Raw genomic sequence first — 16,229 nt, 5'->3', positions numbered from 1 at the left:
CCGACGTGCGGTGCCCCGCCCCCGGGCGGGGCACCGCGTGAGACTACTTGGGCAAGTAGTCGGTGCAGCGCGGGCCTTGGGCGTACCCCTCAACCCAGAGGATTTTCAGGCCCTTGGGCTGCTGGAGCGTGGTGTCCCAGCGCGTGAGGACGTTCTTCCCCTGCCCGCCCTTGCGCCAGGGGTAGTTGGTGATCGACCCGTCCTTGTTCAGCGACTTGAGGCGGATGTAGGGGGCGAAGTTGTCGTCCTTCTTGTCGAAGGTCGTCAGGACCACGCCGTACCTGGCGGTCGGCGCGCCGCTCCCCACGATGGTGGCCGTGATGTAGACGGTGTTCGGACCGTCCGTGCACTGCATCGACCAGGACTTGCGTGGCGTGGCTGCATGGGCCGGTATCGCCGAGGTGACACCCAGCAGCATGAAGCAGGCGCCCGCTGTGGCGACGGCCAGGCTGGACTTCTTGAACATATAGAGCTCCTTGACATGGTGTTCGCGCACCCCCGTTCGCACGACGAGCCGCGTCCGACGTGCACCAAGGACGGTGCGACGCGTTGCGTCACCTGCTCTCTTGTAAGGGGGTTGAACACGGCGCGCTAGAACACGCCGTTTGAATGGCCACTGACTTGGATGTCCTCGCGACATCGCGGTGTAAGGCTGACATCCGCCCCGCGCCCGCGTCTTGGACAAAAGCGAAGCGGGGCGCGGGGCCGTCAGGTTGTGGGCCAGGAGCAACCGGGGGCCAGGGCAGTCAGGAAGCGGCCGGGAGGCATGCCGGTCAGTGCCTTGAACTCGCGGGTGAGATGGGCTTGGTCGTAGAAGCCGCAGGTGATCGCGGCTTCGGTCTGGCTGCTGCCCTTGGACAGCATCAGGATCGACCGATTCAGGCGCAGCACCCTGGCCAGGCGTTTCGGGCTGAGCCCGATCTGGTCGCGGAATCGGATCTCGAGCTGTCGCTGGCTCCAGTCGGTGCTGGCGGCAAGCTCGCGGATGGGTATGGTGCCCGCCGTACGGGTGAGCAGGTCCCACGCGCGTAGCACCGGCGGGGCGGGCTCGCGGGAGGCCGCGGCGCGAGCGGTCCAGCGCAGTAGCGTCTGGTCCAGGATGGTGAAGCGGTCCGGCCAGCCCGGAGCCTCGCTCAGTGCTTCTGCGAGGTGGCGAATGCGGGGCCCCAGGACGGTGGAGGCGTCGACCATGGTGTCAGCCAGGTCGCCCATCGACGCGCCGAAGAGGGTGTAGGCAGCCCACGGCAGAACGCAGATCTCTACCCCCTCCATGCTTCCTGCGTGCCCCAGAACCTTGGGGCGGATGTGCGGGCCGTAGACCGCCGCGGTGCAGGTCGAGGCCGCTGCCGATTCCTGCCCCGCTGTACCAGCCCGTAACTCGCCGTCCAACGTGATGAATAGGGACACCTGCCCGCTGGGAACGAACAGTCGCTGCTGCGGCACCCCTCTGGTCAGACGGAACGCGCGGTAGCGCACGATTCCCGGCTGCAGTCGGGAATCGGGCCGTGCGAAGAACCGGTCGCAGTCGCCTTGCACGCACACACGATGTCTCACGTCGTTCATCCCCCGGCGATCCGGCACTCCGATAGGACGATGACACTATTACTGATCACTTCAGAATGAGTTCGCGTTAACCCCCGAACAGCGCACCGCCCTCACCGAGCTGGGCGTCGAATGGGCCTGACATCAGCAGCGGCCTCCTGCACGAGGCCATCGAGCGCGCCCTCGCCGAAGGCGAGACCTTCGAGACCCTGGCCAACAATGCGCACACCTGTCGCCCGAGTACCTGCGCCAGGCCTACGAGCAGTTCGACCGCGGAACGCCGGCGCAGAGCCGTCCCAACCAGCATGGCCGGTAACCCTGGCGCGTCCTGGGCTAACCGCGCCCACTCCCCTGGCTTCGAGCCGGAGAGTGTCTGCTACCCGCCTGTCGACTGCCCGCGCCTGGGGTGCCCCTGCGGCGGGGCACCCCACGACGGCTACGCGAGCACCCTGTGCAGCGTCGCCATTGCCAGGCCCGCCGCACCGATGGCAGCCAGTGGGCCGCCGACCGCGAAGGCGACTGCGCCGCAATGAGCGTTGGGGTGAGGATCACTGCCCGGCGCAGCCGCAGCCGCATCTGGGCGAAGGCCGCAGCGGTGCCGGCTCTGTCCGGCGGCCCGGCACCGGTGGGCGAAGGTCCCGTCCAGCCCGCGCCGCCGGTCGTGCAGGAGGACCACGACCGGGGCGACACGATGACGGAGGAGGAGCGCGAGACCCAAGTGGCGCGGGGCAGGGCGCGGGTGCAGCGCATGAACGAGCTGATGCGCAACCAACCAAGGCCGAACTGCAGCGCATGGGCCTACGCGGGCGGCCTGGTGAACCACAACTCCCCCGAGAAGTTGAGCAAGGACGAAATCGCCTCCGGTGTCGTGGACATCGAGTTCCGGGCCGCCGAACGGCCCGCCACGGCCCGGCCCGCCGCAGGCACCGCGCGCCCCGCTCCGGCGAAGCCGCTGCCCCAGTGAGTCCACCACGATGAGTGCAACAAGATGCTGTACGAGGGCGGCACCTGCACCTGCGACCTCATCGAGGAACTCGGACCGCCCTCCGAACGCGAAGACCCCTACTGGGACGACTACTGACCGCTCCCCCCACCCCGTCCCACGAGACCCCGTGCCTTTCGAGGCCCGGGGTCTCGCGCTGTCGGGTTCGGGACGGGTGCAGTCGTACGGATCGCGTAGGCCGCCGGGCATGGAGGACGGTCACCACCGCGACCCGCGCCCGCACCGTGCGCGTCTCGAACCGGGCTCGCCGCCGTGTTCTCCCAGGTACGGAGTCACGGCGTGAACTATCCAAAAGTTCGGCCCTAGATCATCAAAGATCACAATCTGAAGCGTTAACGATTTTAGGCCCCAAATACGCTCCTGCCTGAGGCTTCGAACACCCAAAGGTTTCTGACCGGTGTCCTCGTCTTCACATGGTTTCCGATAGCCCGGTCTGAGCGGGAGACGGGCCAAGCGGCCGCACCGGAAATCGACACCCGCCCCGGGCGACCGATCGGTGAACATGGACTCCGTGAACACCGAACTGACCGTGCTCAAGCGGGACATGGCCGTGAGCCAGGACGACACGATACGGATGCTGCTGGAGCAGTCCAAGCGCTTCGGCCGTGCCGTCCCCATCCGGCGCGCCTTCGTCCAGGATGCCGACCCCGGCCTCCGCCTGGTCACGCGGCCCGGCCCGTTCTCCAAGATGCTGCGCAGCGACGAACGGCCACGGTCGAACTCCGAGCGTGGCAGCGGCTCCAACCGGAGACAGTGAAATGATTCTGATTGGTTGGGAAGGGATCACGTCGGCGTCGGTGCGCTCGCGCCGGCCATCAGACGATGCAACAGAAGTCGGCTTCGCTGGCCTCGCGGGCCTCCTCATCCGTCCCAGATGCACGACCTGAAGCGGGGCGCGAGCAGGCGCTGCGCCCTTTCGTGATCTTCAGCACTGGCCGGAACCGATCCGCCACAGTCATCAGTCATGATCATGGAGAACGGCTGCTCGTGCGCACGTACGACTGCCCGGGGGAAGCGAGGACGTACACCCATGCCATGGGACGAATGGGAACAGCTGAAGACCGAGGCCGCCCAGCGTCATGCCGCACGGATGCAGATTGACCAGGTGCCGGCCGACCCCGGTGAGGGCGGGAGCCCGCATTCCGGCGGCAAGGGCGGGGGTGACGGCATCGACGTCAGTCACAGCTCGCTCAACGGCAACTCGAACCTGCTGATCGAACTGGCCGGTCTGCTCTACGAGGGCCGACCCGACGGCGATCTCTGCACCACCGCACGGGTACCCCGCTCGCACCCCGATGTCGCGGCGAAGGTCGACCGGTTCGCCCGCTTCGCCGACGACCAGTACCAGGACGCGACCGCGCTGCTCGCCGCCCTCTCCACCCGGCTGCGGGAGACGAAGGGCACGTATGTGACGTACGACGGCGAGGTCGCCGGCGGACTGCTGAACGCCGTCCTCGAAAGCGGCAAGTACGTGTCCCCGGAAGACAGGTGACGACCATGGCCTACACATACCGGGACGACGTCGAGTTCCTCGAGGACTGCAATCCCGCTCTCGTCGAGCGCAACGCCCTGGAGTTCCGCAGACTGCGCGATCTGCTCCTGGAAGCGAAGCCCGGCGTACAGCGCGCGGCCACCCACACCCACTGGATCAGCGAGGGCCGCAAGCCCTACGACAAACGGCTGCGTGAGGCCCGCGACCTGGTCACCCATCTCGCGGACGGTTACGACAAGGCCCAGAGCGCGCTCATGCACTACGCCTCCGCTCTGCGGACCGCGAAGGCGCACTACTCGAACGGAAAGGCGGACGAGCAGACTCTCGCCGACCTCATAGCCCAGGTCGCCGACGCCGTCACACGTACGGCACAGCAGGCCGGGCCCATGCGGCAGTGGGAGGATCTGCGCGGCACGACGGGCTTCCTCGACTGGGCCGCCGAACTCACGGTCGACATCGACGACATCAAAGACGACGCGAACCGCGCGCACGACAACGCCAGCGCGAACTACGACCTCGCCAAATCGGCGGAGAGCCGAGCCCGCGAGGCGTGCACCACGTCGCTCGACCAAGCCTACAAGGCGCTCCCGGACTACCGCGGCGGCGGCTTCGCCGACGCCAAGGACCTCCTTTCCGCCATGCCCGCGCTCCGCGCCGAAGCCACCGAGGCCCGCGCCGATTCCCTGACCCGGCTGGAGGGCAGCGGCGCCAAGGCGGAGTTCACCAAGCCGGTCGGCAAGGACGATGTGTCCGCGTCCCTGATGGACATCCGTCTGAAGCTAACCTCGCTGCCCGAGGCGACCGATGCCTACTGGGCGGTGCCGAGGAACGCAGAGGAGCGCCGGGAATGGATCGCGGCCAACAAGGACATCATCAAGGCCGCGGCGGAGCGGTCGGGGCTCCCGGCCGACATGGTCGCGGGAATCGCCTGGCAGGAGGTCGGCGGCCAGTGGGGATGGATGGACGACGGCGTCGACACCGTCCGGGGCCTCGCCAAGGACGGATGGCTGCCCATCGCTCCGGAGGCACTGCCCGACCGGCTCGGCGGTAACCCGGACGAGACATCCTTCGGCCCCATCGCCATCCAGGTACGCCGCGCCGCGGAGGTACTCGGATACGATCCAGCGCATCTCACCGAGAGCCAGCGCGACACGATCGAAGCGGCCCTCCAGGATCCGGGGCAAAACATGTTCATCGCCTCGGAGTATCTGGCCATGCTCAAGGAGGAGTCCGGCTTCGCCGATGTGCCGGCGGAAGAAATGACCCGGGAGCAGCGCAAGGAACTGGCGGCCCGCTACAACGGCGGCCCCTACTGGCAGAACGACCAGGCTCAGGGGTACGGCCGTGGTTTCGACACCAATCTCGACGAGGCAAGGAACGCCCTGAAATGATCCGTGAACTGCGCAGCCCTTGGGGAGTGCTGCTCCTCCTCGCCCATCTCGTGACCGCCTGGCTCGCCTACGCGGCACTCGTGACACAGCCGCAGGGGACCTGGGACGAGAGCACGCTCACGGGCATCGAGGCCGCATGCGCCATGGTCGTCGCGGCCGGTGCAGCCACGCTAATGCTGTCCGTACCGCCGCTGCGCCGAAAGACCCTGGGGCCGTGGTGGCTGGCGCCACCAGTGGTATTCCTGGCGCTGGGAGCCGCGCGCTGGATGTACATCGCACAGAACTACCCGCAAGGGGCGGGCAGCTGATCGCCTCGAATGCCTCGGTGCGCACCGAACGGTCGCCGTCGGCGCGGGCGAGAACCAGGAGAGCGTAGGGACGCTGGCCGCCCCTCCCGCAACGCACCTGCTGAACCCGGTTAAAGTCACCGGAACGGCAGGTCCGAGTCTGCCGCGTCGTCGCATACATCTCCCGCAGGTCCCTGCAGGCTGCTCATCGACAGAAAGAGGAGCCCGTGGATTGGTTCATGAGAGTCGCCCTCTTGGTTGGCCCGCTGTCGATGGCCCTGGGAACGGCTTCGATACTCACCGGGTGGACCTGGCCCTGGGCGCGCCGCAAGGTCAAGAAGCCGCGGATTTTCGGACTCGGAGCACTGATGGTGGGCACGGCCTGTCTGGTGCAAGGCCTGCTCCACTTCCAGACCACGCCAACCGGCCCATGGCAGATGCGTTTCCTCAACGCGCTCGTGATCTGCGGCCTGGCGGTCCTGGCAGCGGGGCAGGGATCGTCGCTACGCCGCAAAAGCTGACCCCCCATCACCGAATGCGGTTGCGGTCCTCAATCCAGTCGTTGACGGGTTGTCACGGGAACTTCACCTTGCGAGATCTACCCGCAACAACTCCTCCGGGCCACGATGAGCGGCGCCCCCCGCCCGTCAACCCCGGCTCGGGGGTCGATACTCATGCGCACACACGCCCGTGCGCCCGCGCCTGGGTCCAGGTGAAGTACCACTACGGACTCTCCGTCGACACCGCCGAAAAGAACGCCCTGACCTCGGTCCTCAGCAACTGCTGACAGACCTCACTTCCCGTCCGCCGCGGTGCCCGTCCGTCCCGCTGGAAAGAATCCAGCGGGACGGAACAGACGGCGACCGCCGAACAGCGCCGGGCCGTTCCCCTGACGAGTCGGGCGGGTCCAGGGTGAGCCGACTCGGATACGCGGTGAGACGTTCGTAGCATGGCAGTATGGCTGTCTTGTCACAGATGGTGCCCCTGGGTACGCCCGCGCCGGACTTCACGCTTCCCGATCTGGCCGGCCAGGCTGTCCGCCGTGACGACTTTGCCACCGCTCCTGGGCTGTTGGTCGCATTCTTGTGCAACCACTGTCCCTACGTGCGCCATGTCGAGGCCGGGCTCGGCAGGCTGCTCGCCCGGTACCCGAAGCTGGCGGTGGTGGGCGTCTGCGCCAATGACGCCGACGCCTATCCGGACGACCGGCCCGAACGCCTGGCTGAGCAGGTCGGGCGGGCGGGCTGGACCTTCCCATACCTGGTGGATGCCGACCAGACCGTCGCCCGGGCTTACCAGGCCGCCTGCACGCCGGACTTCTTCCTGTACGACGCCCAGCGCCGGTTGGCCTACCGGGGAGCGATGGACCAGTCCACACCGGGAAGTGGCAAGCCGGTCACCGGGGAACTGCTGGACGCCGCCATCACTCACGTCCTAGCCGGTGATCCGGTCCCTGAACCCCACCGGCCGAGCATGGGCTGCTCCATCAAGTGGCGAGTGTGATCACCGCTCTCTTCGAGGAGACGCCCAGGGGACATCGTCACCATGTGAACGCCCGCTCGACCCTCCGAGTGAGGTGGACTCGGGCGCTTCTCAGCTGCAGTCCCGCGGAGCGGCAATTCGCAGGCCAAGCCGGCCATCCGTGACAGGAAGAGACTCAAAGGGGGGCGAGCTTCACCTCTGCCCACACCGCCCATCTCATCGGCGCTGACCCAGAGGGGTCTCAGGAGCGGACCAAGCGCCCGATGGTGTCCACCACGCTGTCAGCCGCATCCCTAGCCCGATGAGAGCGTACGGCAAGGTCTTCCTCGCCCGAGGCGTAGTGAAGAGTGAACGTCGCCTCCGCCAACTCGGCGAGACACGCGCGCGCCTCAGCATCGTCGGTGAGCAACTGGACCTCGGCCAGCGCGGCGATGACATCCGAGCGTGCTGTCAGCGCAGCAACGGCAGCCGTGTCCCTGGCCGCGGCATCAGCGTCCCGCGCTCCCCACCGGTCGTACTGCAGGCGGCGCAGTATGGTCTCCGCCGCGAGGAGACGAGCGGTGGCCTGGCGCAGCTCGCGTCTGATCTCGACGCTCAAGCCCTCGGCGTGCAACTTCCGCGCCGTGCGGGACTGCAGGAGATGCGAGGTAACCGCGCCCAGCAGCGTGCCGACAACAGCAACGATTCCCAACCAGAGTTCCATGGCACTCCCCTCCCCATCTGAGCCAGCCGCGATGCGGCACCAGCCCATATCCCGAGTACCACCCAGCTGTCCCGGCCCCGGCCCCACCCCCAACTAGCAGCAACTCCTCAGCGCTCTCGGCGCGCCTCCCAACGGGCACCCGGACACCGACACCGCTACCAACCAACAATCAGCAGAACTGATCAGCGCCCAGTACACATGACAAGCCTCACCAAACCCCCGCCAACTGACAAACCACCAGCTCACCGCGGAACAGCACCCACACGCCCGTGCCAGAGATGCAGCCACCCCACCACCTCGGCATCCACTGGGCAGCGTGACGGCACGGTCGCGGCGCCCACTCCAGATTTCCGGGGTGGGCGGCATGGTCGTGCGTCCTCCCCGTCGTCGTCCCCGCACTGAACCGGCCCGGCGGTCAGCGCCTCGAGACCTGGGAGGAAGAATGAGCGTGACCTCACCAGCAACGGTCTTGAGGGTGAGGGTGCTCTCGCCACGACCGATGGCGCGATCGATCTTCTTGATCTCTGCCCATGTAAAGCCGAGGCGGCGGTACTTGTTCCGCTGCTTCGGCCGCATGTGCGTGGATGTCCTCTTTCGAGGCCGTGGTCATGCCCGGATGCCACGACCGGGCTGGGCCGGGCCGCTAGTCATCTTGGGCATAGGGGCCATCCTTCACCCAGACCGGCTGAGCGTTGTCCGAGTAATGTTCCCTGTCCCGCGGTCGAAGCGCGGTGTCCGCCGGAGGGATGAGCGCCTTGGCAGGCTGCTTGGGTGGGCTCTGGACCACCTTGTGCTCGAGCGGCTGAGGCAGTCGGCTGGCCGGGATCGGCCGTAGAAGATAGTCGGGGATCTCACCAGCGACGATGCGAGCTGCACGGGCCCGCGCAGCTGACTTACTGATCGTTTCAGAATGAGGTTCGGAGTCGTCTCAAGCAGATGATGCTGCAAGCGAGTTGGAGCAGGGCGAGGTGCAGGTCGGCGCGTATCTCGTAGCGGATGCGGAGTCGCTTGAACTGGTGGAGCCAGGCGAAGGTGCGCTCGACGACCCAGCGGGTCCTGCCGAGCCCGGAGCCGTGGGTGGTGCCGCGGCGGGCGATCTTGGGTGTGATCCCTCGAGCCCGGAGGAGGCGGCGGTATTTGTCGAAGTCGTAGCCCTGGTCGGCGAAGAGCCGTCGAGGGCGGCTTCGGGGTCGGCCGCGTAACCCGCGGACCGGCGGGATGGCGTCCAGAAGCGGCATGAGTTGGGTGACGTCGTGGCGGTTTCCGCTGGTCAGCGTGACGGCGAGCGGTGTGCCGTGCCGGTCGACGATGAGGTGGTGTTTGCTGCCGGGCCGGGCACGGTCGACCGGCGAAGGTCCGGTGTGAGCCCCCCTTTGAGGGCCCTGACGTGAGAGCCGTCGATCGCGGCGTCATCCATCTCCAGCAGGCCTTCTCTGCGTAGTTCCGCCAGAAGAACCTCGTGCAGGCGGGGCCATACCCCGGCCTCGGTCCAGTCCCGCAGCCGCCGCCAGGCCGTCACCCCGCTGCAGCCGACCTGCTCTGCGGGAACGTCCCGCCAGCTCACGCTCTTGCACAGCACATAAACGATGCCCCGCAACGCAGCCCGGTCATCCGCCGGCAACCGCCCGGGATACCGATGCCGCCGAGGCGGACGAGCAGGCAAGAGCGGCGCCACTTGTTCCCACAGGTCATCAGGCACAAGATCAGCAGACACCCAACAGATCCTGCCGCCACAACACCCAACTGCCAAGCCCCACACCGAACTTCATTCTGAAACGATCAGTAACAGCAAGAGCAGGCGAGCCAAGCTGAGTGCCGACAAGCTCCAGGCGCTGGCCGCCCTCGGGCTCAACTGGGCGGCGTCCTGACGCTGTCGGGCCGACTCGGGCGCTTTGTACGGCCCGGGGACTTCGCTGCCCCGGGCCAGCAGCATCGCACTGGAGTGCGTGTAGGCGCTCGGATCCCGGGCTGCTCCCCCTTGGGCTGTGTGGGGGCCGGGAGGGGTTCTGTGAGGCGGTCCAGCCGCGTGTAGAAGGCCCGCATGAGGCAGGCGGGTTCTGGGCGCAGCGGCCGTTCTGGGCGTGCGTCCTGGAGTCTCAGGAGGGAGCACCCTGCCGTTGACGACAGGAATAGTGCTCGGGCTTGTCTTCTGCATTCCGGAGGCTGGCCGGTTGACCGCAGATGTGGCAAGGCGGGATGGGTTGGCCGGAGGCGTCGATCGCGGGCAGGACGGATTGGGGTGTCACCTCGCGGGTCTCGAGGACAACGGTGCGACTCTCGTAACGCTTCTTGGGCTCGTTGCGAACTTCCGTGGCTGGCCGGTCTTCCGTGCACAAGGCTCGCCTGTCGCCAAGGCGGACTGCGCTAGGGCCCCCGCCACCGACGCCTAGCCTCCCGATCGTCGAACCAGCACTTGCGGGCCTGCACGTCACCTGGGACGGAGCCTTCGCCGATGCATTGGCACCGCCTCTCGACCTCGCGCGCGTCCAGGTACACCTCCTGCCCTCAGCGGACGCCATCCCCGACGTACGGTCGCCCGCGGCGACCATTGAGGCAGGCTCAGGGGCATCTGTCACTATCGCCCGGTCCTCGTACGAAGGCCTCTGGGTTCGCCTCGTCGCCGTGAACACATCCGGCATCCCCGGCCCGGCATCGGCAGCGGTCACAGCCAAGCCCCGCCAGACATCCCGGAACGACCTGGCTGTCGGGGCGGTCGGTCCTGACAACCTCGTGGCGGGGTCCGTCACGGCCGCTGCCTTGGCCGCAGACGCCATCACCGGCAAGGTCGTCACAGGTGGCGTCGTCCAGACCGGCACGTCCGGCACCCGCCTGGTGATGTCGCCCACCGCCGGGGGCACGGGTGTTCCTGCGCTCGCCTTCTACTCCGGCCATCCCCAGGAGACCGCGCCAGGAACCGTCAGCTCAACCACCACCACCGTCGACACCGCCCTGCAGCCAGTCGCCCGTCTGGAGGCGCCGCGCGTCGACTCCGGCCATGCCGAGCTGTACCTGCGCTCGCCCGCCCAAGGTGGCCTGGGGTCCTTTGAGTTGGATGCGAACAGCGCGCGCCTACTGCTATGTCAGGGGCAGCGGCGCAACGGATACTGCATCCTCACGGATCGAGTTGTTCGCACAGAACGGTTCTGCGGGCCCGGCGTCAGTCGCCATCGTTGAGGGCACCCAGGTGTTCCTGCGATCAGGGCTGGCCAAGACCGTCTTGACCCGGGACGGTCTATCCGTGGACGGCGAGACGGTGCGCTTCAACAGCCTCACAGTAACGAGGGACGGTTGGCTCACCAGGAATGGAGAAGCGTGGAAGCCGATCACCTTCGCCTCCGGGTGGACGGGCTACGGCAATCTATACGGTTCGGGTCGCTACCGGATCTACCCCGATAGGACGGTTGCACTGCGCGACGTGATCCGTAGAACCCAGACCAGCATGCCAATCAATGGTGAACTCCTGTTCACGCTGCCCGAGGGATATCGGCCGTCGACCAGCATCCAGCTCAATCTCCACGCGGGCACAACTGGCGCAGCTCTCTCGCTGACCATCGGTAATACAGGCTCGGCCACCGTCAACAATATAAGCCCAAGTGCTGCTACATACCTGTCCACTGGGTCGGGCTACCTGAGCCTCAACAACGTCAGATTTCCAATCGACTGACCCGTCAGGGGGTGACGCGAGCCGCAGACGTCGAGATGGATCAGGTCTGGACCCTCCGCCAGCTGACGCCTCGGAGCCAGGATCCACTGAGGCCTTACTCAAGGCCCTCCGGTGGTGGTGTCGATGGCGTACAGGTTGTGGTCGTCGCTGCCGACGAACACGACCCCGTTCGCTACCGCCGGAGATGATCGAACTTCGCCGCCGGTGGTGAAATGCCACCGCTCTTCGCCGGTGGCGGTGTCGATGGCGTACAGGTTGTGGTCGTCGCTGCCAACGTACACCACCTCGTTCGCTACCGCCGGAGATGATCGAACTTCGCCGCCGGTGGTGAAATGCCACCGCTCTTCGCCGGTGGCGGTGTCGATGGCGTACAGGTTGTGGTCGTCGCTGCCGACGTACACCACCTCGTTCGCTACCGCCGGAGATGATCGAACTTCGCCGCCGGTGGTGAAGTGCCACTTGTAGCCGGTGGTGGCGTTGATCGCGTACAGATTGTGGTCGCTACTGCTGACGTATACCACCCCGCCCTCTACTGACGTTGGCCACACGGAGCGAGAAAGGATCACGTTTAGTCGCCATCTCCTCCTTCCAGTTGCGGTGTCGAACGCGTACAAGCTGCGGCCCGTGTTTCCCGCGCACACCACCTCGCCCATGGCCACGACCCACTCGATATCCGACAAGCCGACGGACTTCTGCCACCTCTTCATTCCGGTGTCGGCGTCGAGGGCATAGACGGTGTTGGGACTGCTGCCGGCGTACACGACCCCGCCGACCACCGCCGGCGATGAGCGAACGTAGCCGTTGGTAGTAAAGTGCCACCTCTTTTCTCCGGTGGCGGTGTCGATCGCGTACAGGTTGCGGTCGTCGCTGCCGAAGTACACCAACCCGCCCTCTGTCTCCAGCCCAGAGTGCACGGAGTCGCCAGCGGCGAAGTGCCACCTCTTTTCTCCGGTGTCAGCATCGATTGCGTACAGGTTGCCGTCATTCTTGCCGACATACACCAGCCCGTTTGACGCCATCGGCGACTCAGGAACGGGGCCGTCGAAGGGGAACCGCCACCGCAGTGTTCCAGGCTTCGGGAGGGGCCTAGTGGATGAGGGGGCTGCGGGGCTCTCCTGCACGGGCGGGGCTACATGCGGTGTCGCCTCGGGCGGAGCCACTGGCGAGTGCGGAATTAGGACATCCCGCACCAGGAGAGTCTGGAGCTGTGCCGCCGCCGCAGCTGAGACGCTACGGCTGTCGTCGTTCGTGAGGAGCTGGATCTCGGTCGCAGCACGTTGGCGTACGACGTGATTGCCCATCCGATACAGGTGAGCGAGTCCCTTCACGACGCCAAGCCGATCAGTGGCGATTGGGCTGGTGAGCGCATGCTGTAGGTGTGCAGGCAGAGCCCAGTTGACGTTCCGGGCGATAACAATGCGGCCTTCGACATTGTCCTGCCTCTTCGGGCGCTGCTGCGGCATCTCATCGACGACCTTGTCGTGGACGTAGGCGTACAGCTCGTCCAGGGTGATGTCCCCATCGCCATCGAGGTCGGCGCTGCCGTCCCGCAGGCCGTGCGCGAGATGCCGGGTGAACACGGACTGCGCGGCGCGGCCGTGTACTTCGTCGCCCTCGAATGAGTACTGGGTGGCGTCGGAGGCCGTAAGAACAGTGCGTCCGCGGCCCTGGAACCGCTCCAGGGTGTGCACATCCGCATCGGCCTTGGCGAGGCGTCCGGCAGGGAAGGCACCGCTGTAGCAGCAGTCGAGGATCAGAACCTGTTGCCGGGACATGCAGCCCGACATGGCCCGGTCGACCTGTTCGGCGGGCAGCGACGTGAAGGCGAGATTGTCACGCCGGGTATTGGACATCGCCAGGTGGAGCCGGCCCTCGTCGTCCTTGAGGCCGTGGCCAGTGAAGTACAGCAAAGTCAGATCGTCGCGTCGAAGGCCGCGGTAGAGGTCGCCGATGGCCTCGCCGACGCGGTAGTGGGGCTCGTTGATCAAGATGGTGACCTCGAACCCCGCGATGTCGGGATCCCGGAGGACCTCTGCTAGGGCCTCCGCGTCATGCGCGGGAGCGGTTAGCTGCCGCAGCCCTGGATCTTGGTGCTCGTAGGTCGCGATCAGCAGTGCGAGTCGGCGCCCCATGGCTACTTGCCCTTTAGGTGGCGGCGGACGAATCCATCGATCAGATCCCTGCGTTCGTCGGCCGATGCCCGTTCCAGTTCGATGGTGTCGCCGTCTATTGTCACCGAGATGCGATGCCGGGCTGACTGTCTGCCTAGCCAATCCCGCAGAGTCTCGATGAGGGCGGTGAACACCCCGCCGGACGCGCTCAGTGCCACAACGATCGTCCCCAGCGTGACCGGATCGACGGCCTTCGCGCCATCGGGGGCCTCCGCCCCTGGCAGGGAGCTGAGCGACTCGATGTCCAGCTCGGAGAGCTCTGCTCGTAACCGGAGCATTAGCTGCTCGCCTGCCTCCGGATCCAGCTCGCGGTCGGGCGCCAGAACCAGTTGGATGTCCATTGCACTCTCCGTGCTCACAAGGCGCGGCCAAGCCAAGCCCCGCCACGCGCTTTGCGTGTCACGCACGGGGGCCGCGACGTTCTGGACAGTGTGGCGATCCGCAGTCGCCGCCCGCAGCAGTTTCCTACAACTTGCCCTACTGCAAACATCATTGGCGCCCACCGGCGTGCGGTCGTGTCAGGCGCGCTTCGAATCGCAAGCGGATCATGCGAGCAGATTGGCGGCGCAAACGGCCCGTACAGCTAACTGCCCAGCAGAGCTCATGGGAGTCAGAAGTCACGTCAGCTGATCACCGGTGCGGGACCGCCAGTCGGAGGAGCGATGTGACCGCGCCCAATCAGGACCCCACGCCGTGGGAACTCATGCGCGCGATGCAGCAGCTGCGCGATGACCTGCGGGCCGACCTCGCCGCTCTTGGCACCCGACTCGAGCAAATGGTCACTAAGAGGTCATCTCATTTGGTCGTCTCGGTAGGCTGTCGGTTGTGGTGGGGATCGTTGAGCGGCTGGTGCCGGATGAGTTGTGGGAGTTGTTCCAGCGGGTTGTGCCGGAGGCACCCTCGCGGCCTCAGGGCGGTGGCCGGCGTCGCCATGGTGACCGGGAAGTGCTGGCTGCGATCGTGTTCGTGGCCACGTCAGGCTGCACGTGGCAGCAGTTGCCGTCCGCGTCGTTCGGCCCGTCGGGAGCAACGGCCCATCGGCGTTTTGCCGAGTGGACAAAGGCCAGGGTGTGGGCCAAGCTCCACCGTCTGGTCCTCGACGAACTCGGCTCCCGCGGCGAGTTGGACTGGTCCCGCTGCGCGATCGACTCGGTCAACATGCGGGCGCTGAAAAGGGGGACCTGACGGGTCCGAATCCTGTCGATCGGGGCAAGTACTGCTCGAAGATCCACTTGATCACCGAGCGGACCGGTCTGCCCTGGCCGTCGGAATCTCGGCGGCGAACCTGCACGACAGCCAGGCTCTGATCCCCCCGGTGAAGGGCATCCCCCCGATCAGCTCCCGCCGCGGACGCCGGCGACGCAAGCCGGGAAAGCTCCACGCCGACAAGGGCTACGACTACTCGCACCTGCGGCGATGGTTACGCGGGCGTGGCATCACCCACCGCATCGCCCGCAAGGGAATCGAGACCTCGCAGCGGCTGGGCCGCCACCGCTGGACCATCGAACGCACCATGGCCTGGCTCGCCGGGTGCCGACGTCTCCACCGACGCTACGAGCGCAAAGCCGAGCACTTCCTGGCCTTCACCAGCATCGCCTGCACCCTCATCTGCTACCGCAGACTCGCCAAATGAGATGACCTCTAAGACCGTGTCCTATGTGGTGAGGCGGATGAGTCGTTTGTAGCAGCACAGGGCTGCCGCGAGGCCGAGGAAGGCCAGGTAGTTGCGGGGGTTGCGCTCGTAGCGGTGGTTGAGCCGGCGGTAGCCGGTCATCCAGGACATGGTGCGTTCGATGACCCACCTGCGTCGGCCGAGGCGTTCGCTGGACTCGATGCCCTTGCGGGCGATGCGCACGCCAATGCGCTTGCCGCGTAACCATTTTCGCAGGTGAGGCATGTCATAGGCCTTGTCGGCATGCAGACGCTTGGGCTTGAAGTGACGGCCCCGGTGAGGGTCGTGTCTCGTTTGGTGACCCTCCACCATGGGCTTCAGGGCGAGGCTGTCGTGGGTGTTGGCGGCCGAAACGCCGACGAGGAGGGGCAGTCCGTTCGCGTCCGACAGGACGTGCATCTTGGAAACCCGGCTTGCCCCGGTCCACGGGGCTCGGGCCTGTGAGTTCGCCCCCTTTTAGCCCTGACGTGGGCGGAGTCGAGGACGACCCGGGAGAGGTCGAGGAGCTGGGCGTCGTCGAGTCGGTGCAGGATCGCCTCGTGCAGTCGGCCCCACACACCGGCCCGCGACCAGATCAGGAACCGTCGGTGCGCGGTGGACTTCGATATCCCGAAGCACGGTGGCAGGGCCCGCCAGGCGCAGCCGCTGACCAGCACGTAGATGATCGCCGTGAACAGCGTCTCATCAGGTGTGTCCTGTGTTCCGCCGCCCTGCGGCCGCACCTTCGACGGTGGGATCAGTGGCTCGGCGATCTCCCACAGCCCGTCCGGAACAATCCAACTCCGCATACCCCGCCCCATGAACAGCCCAACGACCGATCGA

At 66.6% G+C, this 16,229-nt stretch carries 15 protein-coding genes and 2 pseudogenes; 10 read left to right on the top strand and 7 right to left on the bottom strand.

The features are described 5' to 3' along the window. Positions 1-43: 43 nt before the first annotated feature. Both OG905_RS38515 and OG905_RS38510 read right to left on the bottom strand, forming a co-directional pair. The gene (locus OG905_RS38515) at positions 44-466 is read right to left on the bottom strand and encodes a hypothetical protein (protein ID WP_328681868.1); all 423 of its coding nucleotides are present in this window, start codon (positions 464-466) and stop codon (positions 44-46) included. Between the two features lie 242 nt (positions 467-708). Beyond that, positions 709-1,563: a helix-turn-helix domain-containing protein gene (locus tag OG905_RS38510; RefSeq protein ID WP_328682829.1), complete on the bottom strand. Its 855-nt coding sequence runs from the start codon at positions 1,561-1,563 to the stop codon at positions 709-711. Between the two features lie 520 nt (positions 1,564-2,083). Here OG905_RS38510 and OG905_RS38505 point away from each other — a divergent pair. The 7 genes from OG905_RS38505 to OG905_RS38475 all read left to right on the top strand — a co-directional run bounded on the left by OG905_RS38505 (position 2,084) and on the right by OG905_RS38475 (position 7,218). Further along, positions 2,084-2,506, top strand: a complete 423-nt coding sequence (locus tag OG905_RS38505) for a hypothetical protein (protein ID WP_328681866.1) — start codon at positions 2,084-2,086, stop codon at positions 2,504-2,506. A gap of 550 nt (positions 2,507-3,056) precedes the next feature. Next, positions 3,057-3,302, top strand: a complete 246-nt coding sequence (locus tag OG905_RS38500; protein WP_328681864.1) for a hypothetical protein — start codon at positions 3,057-3,059, stop codon at positions 3,300-3,302. Between the two features lie 273 nt (positions 3,303-3,575). Next, positions 3,576-4,037, top strand: a complete 462-nt coding sequence (locus OG905_RS38495; protein WP_328681862.1) for a hypothetical protein — start codon at positions 3,576-3,578, stop codon at positions 4,035-4,037. A gap of 5 nt (positions 4,038-4,042) precedes the next feature. Further along, positions 4,043-5,428, top strand: a complete 1,386-nt coding sequence (locus OG905_RS38490) for a hypothetical protein (protein WP_328681860.1) — start codon at positions 4,043-4,045, stop codon at positions 5,426-5,428. Beyond that, positions 5,425-5,736, top strand: coding sequence for a hypothetical protein (locus OG905_RS38485; RefSeq protein ID WP_328681858.1), 312 nt, complete (start codon positions 5,425-5,427; stop codon positions 5,734-5,736). Before OG905_RS38490 ends, OG905_RS38485 begins: the two co-directional genes overlap by 4 nt. Before the next feature lie 218 nt (positions 5,737-5,954). Beyond that, complete coding sequence (locus OG905_RS38480) at positions 5,955-6,236, top strand: hypothetical protein (protein WP_328681856.1); 282 nt, start codon at positions 5,955-5,957, stop codon at positions 6,234-6,236. A gap of 436 nt (positions 6,237-6,672) precedes the next feature. Beyond that, entirely contained in the window at positions 6,673-7,218 is a 546-nt protein-coding gene (locus OG905_RS38475) for a thioredoxin family protein (RefSeq protein WP_328681854.1), read from the top strand. A gap of 220 nt (positions 7,219-7,438) precedes the next feature. On the opposite strand, the gene OG905_RS38470 is transcribed toward OG905_RS38475, so the two are convergent. Both OG905_RS38470 and OG905_RS38465 read right to left on the bottom strand, forming a co-directional pair. After that, positions 7,439-7,900 (bottom strand): hypothetical protein, encoded by a 462-nt coding sequence (locus tag OG905_RS38470; protein WP_328681852.1) that lies wholly within the window; start codon positions 7,898-7,900, stop codon positions 7,439-7,441. Between the two features lie 905 nt (positions 7,901-8,805). Then, a protein-coding gene (locus OG905_RS38465; protein ID WP_328681850.1) for an IS5 family transposase occupies positions 8,806-9,614 on the bottom strand; the annotation gives its coding sequence in 2 pieces (ribosomal slippage) (positions 8,806-9,275 and positions 9,275-9,614; 810 coding nt in all). Positions 9,615-10,522: 908 nt separating this feature from the next. On the opposite strand from OG905_RS38465, the gene OG905_RS38460 reads away from it, so the two are divergent. Together OG905_RS38460 and OG905_RS38455 are read left to right on the top strand one after the other, a co-directional pair. After that, complete coding sequence (locus OG905_RS38460) at positions 10,523-11,074, top strand: hypothetical protein (protein ID WP_328681848.1); 552 nt, start codon at positions 10,523-10,525, stop codon at positions 11,072-11,074. A gap of 64 nt (positions 11,075-11,138) precedes the next feature. Beyond that, positions 11,139-11,564, top strand: coding sequence for a hypothetical protein (locus tag OG905_RS38455; RefSeq protein ID WP_328681846.1), 426 nt, complete (start codon positions 11,139-11,141; stop codon positions 11,562-11,564). 98 nt (positions 11,565-11,662) lie between these two features. Here the strand turns inward: OG905_RS38455 and OG905_RS38450 are convergent, their stop codons facing one another. Continuing rightward, positions 11,663-13,696, bottom strand: coding sequence for a caspase, EACC1-associated type (locus tag OG905_RS38450; RefSeq protein ID WP_328681844.1), 2,034 nt, complete (start codon positions 13,694-13,696; stop codon positions 11,663-11,665). A 2-nt stretch (positions 13,697-13,698) separates the two neighbouring features. Beyond that, positions 13,699-14,076, bottom strand: coding sequence for an effector-associated constant component EACC1 (locus OG905_RS38445; protein WP_328681843.1), 378 nt, complete (start codon positions 14,074-14,076; stop codon positions 13,699-13,701). A 493-nt stretch (positions 14,077-14,569) separates the two neighbouring features. Here OG905_RS38445 and OG905_RS38440 point away from each other — a divergent pair. Next, a pseudogene (locus tag OG905_RS38440) lies at positions 14,570-15,368 on the top strand (IS5 family transposase). A 21-nt stretch (positions 15,369-15,389) separates the two neighbouring features. Here the strand turns inward: OG905_RS38440 and OG905_RS38435 are convergent. Further along, a pseudogene (locus OG905_RS38435) lies at positions 15,390-16,207 on the bottom strand (IS5 family transposase). Between the last annotated feature and the right edge of the window lie 22 nt (positions 16,208-16,229).

Origin of the sequence: Streptomyces sp. NBC_00322 (genome assembly GCF_036147535.1) — a bacterium.
Lineage (GTDB): Bacteria > Actinomycetota > Actinomycetes > Streptomycetales > Streptomycetaceae > Streptomyces.
The sequence above is the reverse complement of the archived record's forward strand: the minus strand, read 5'-3'. Positions and strand labels throughout refer to the sequence as shown.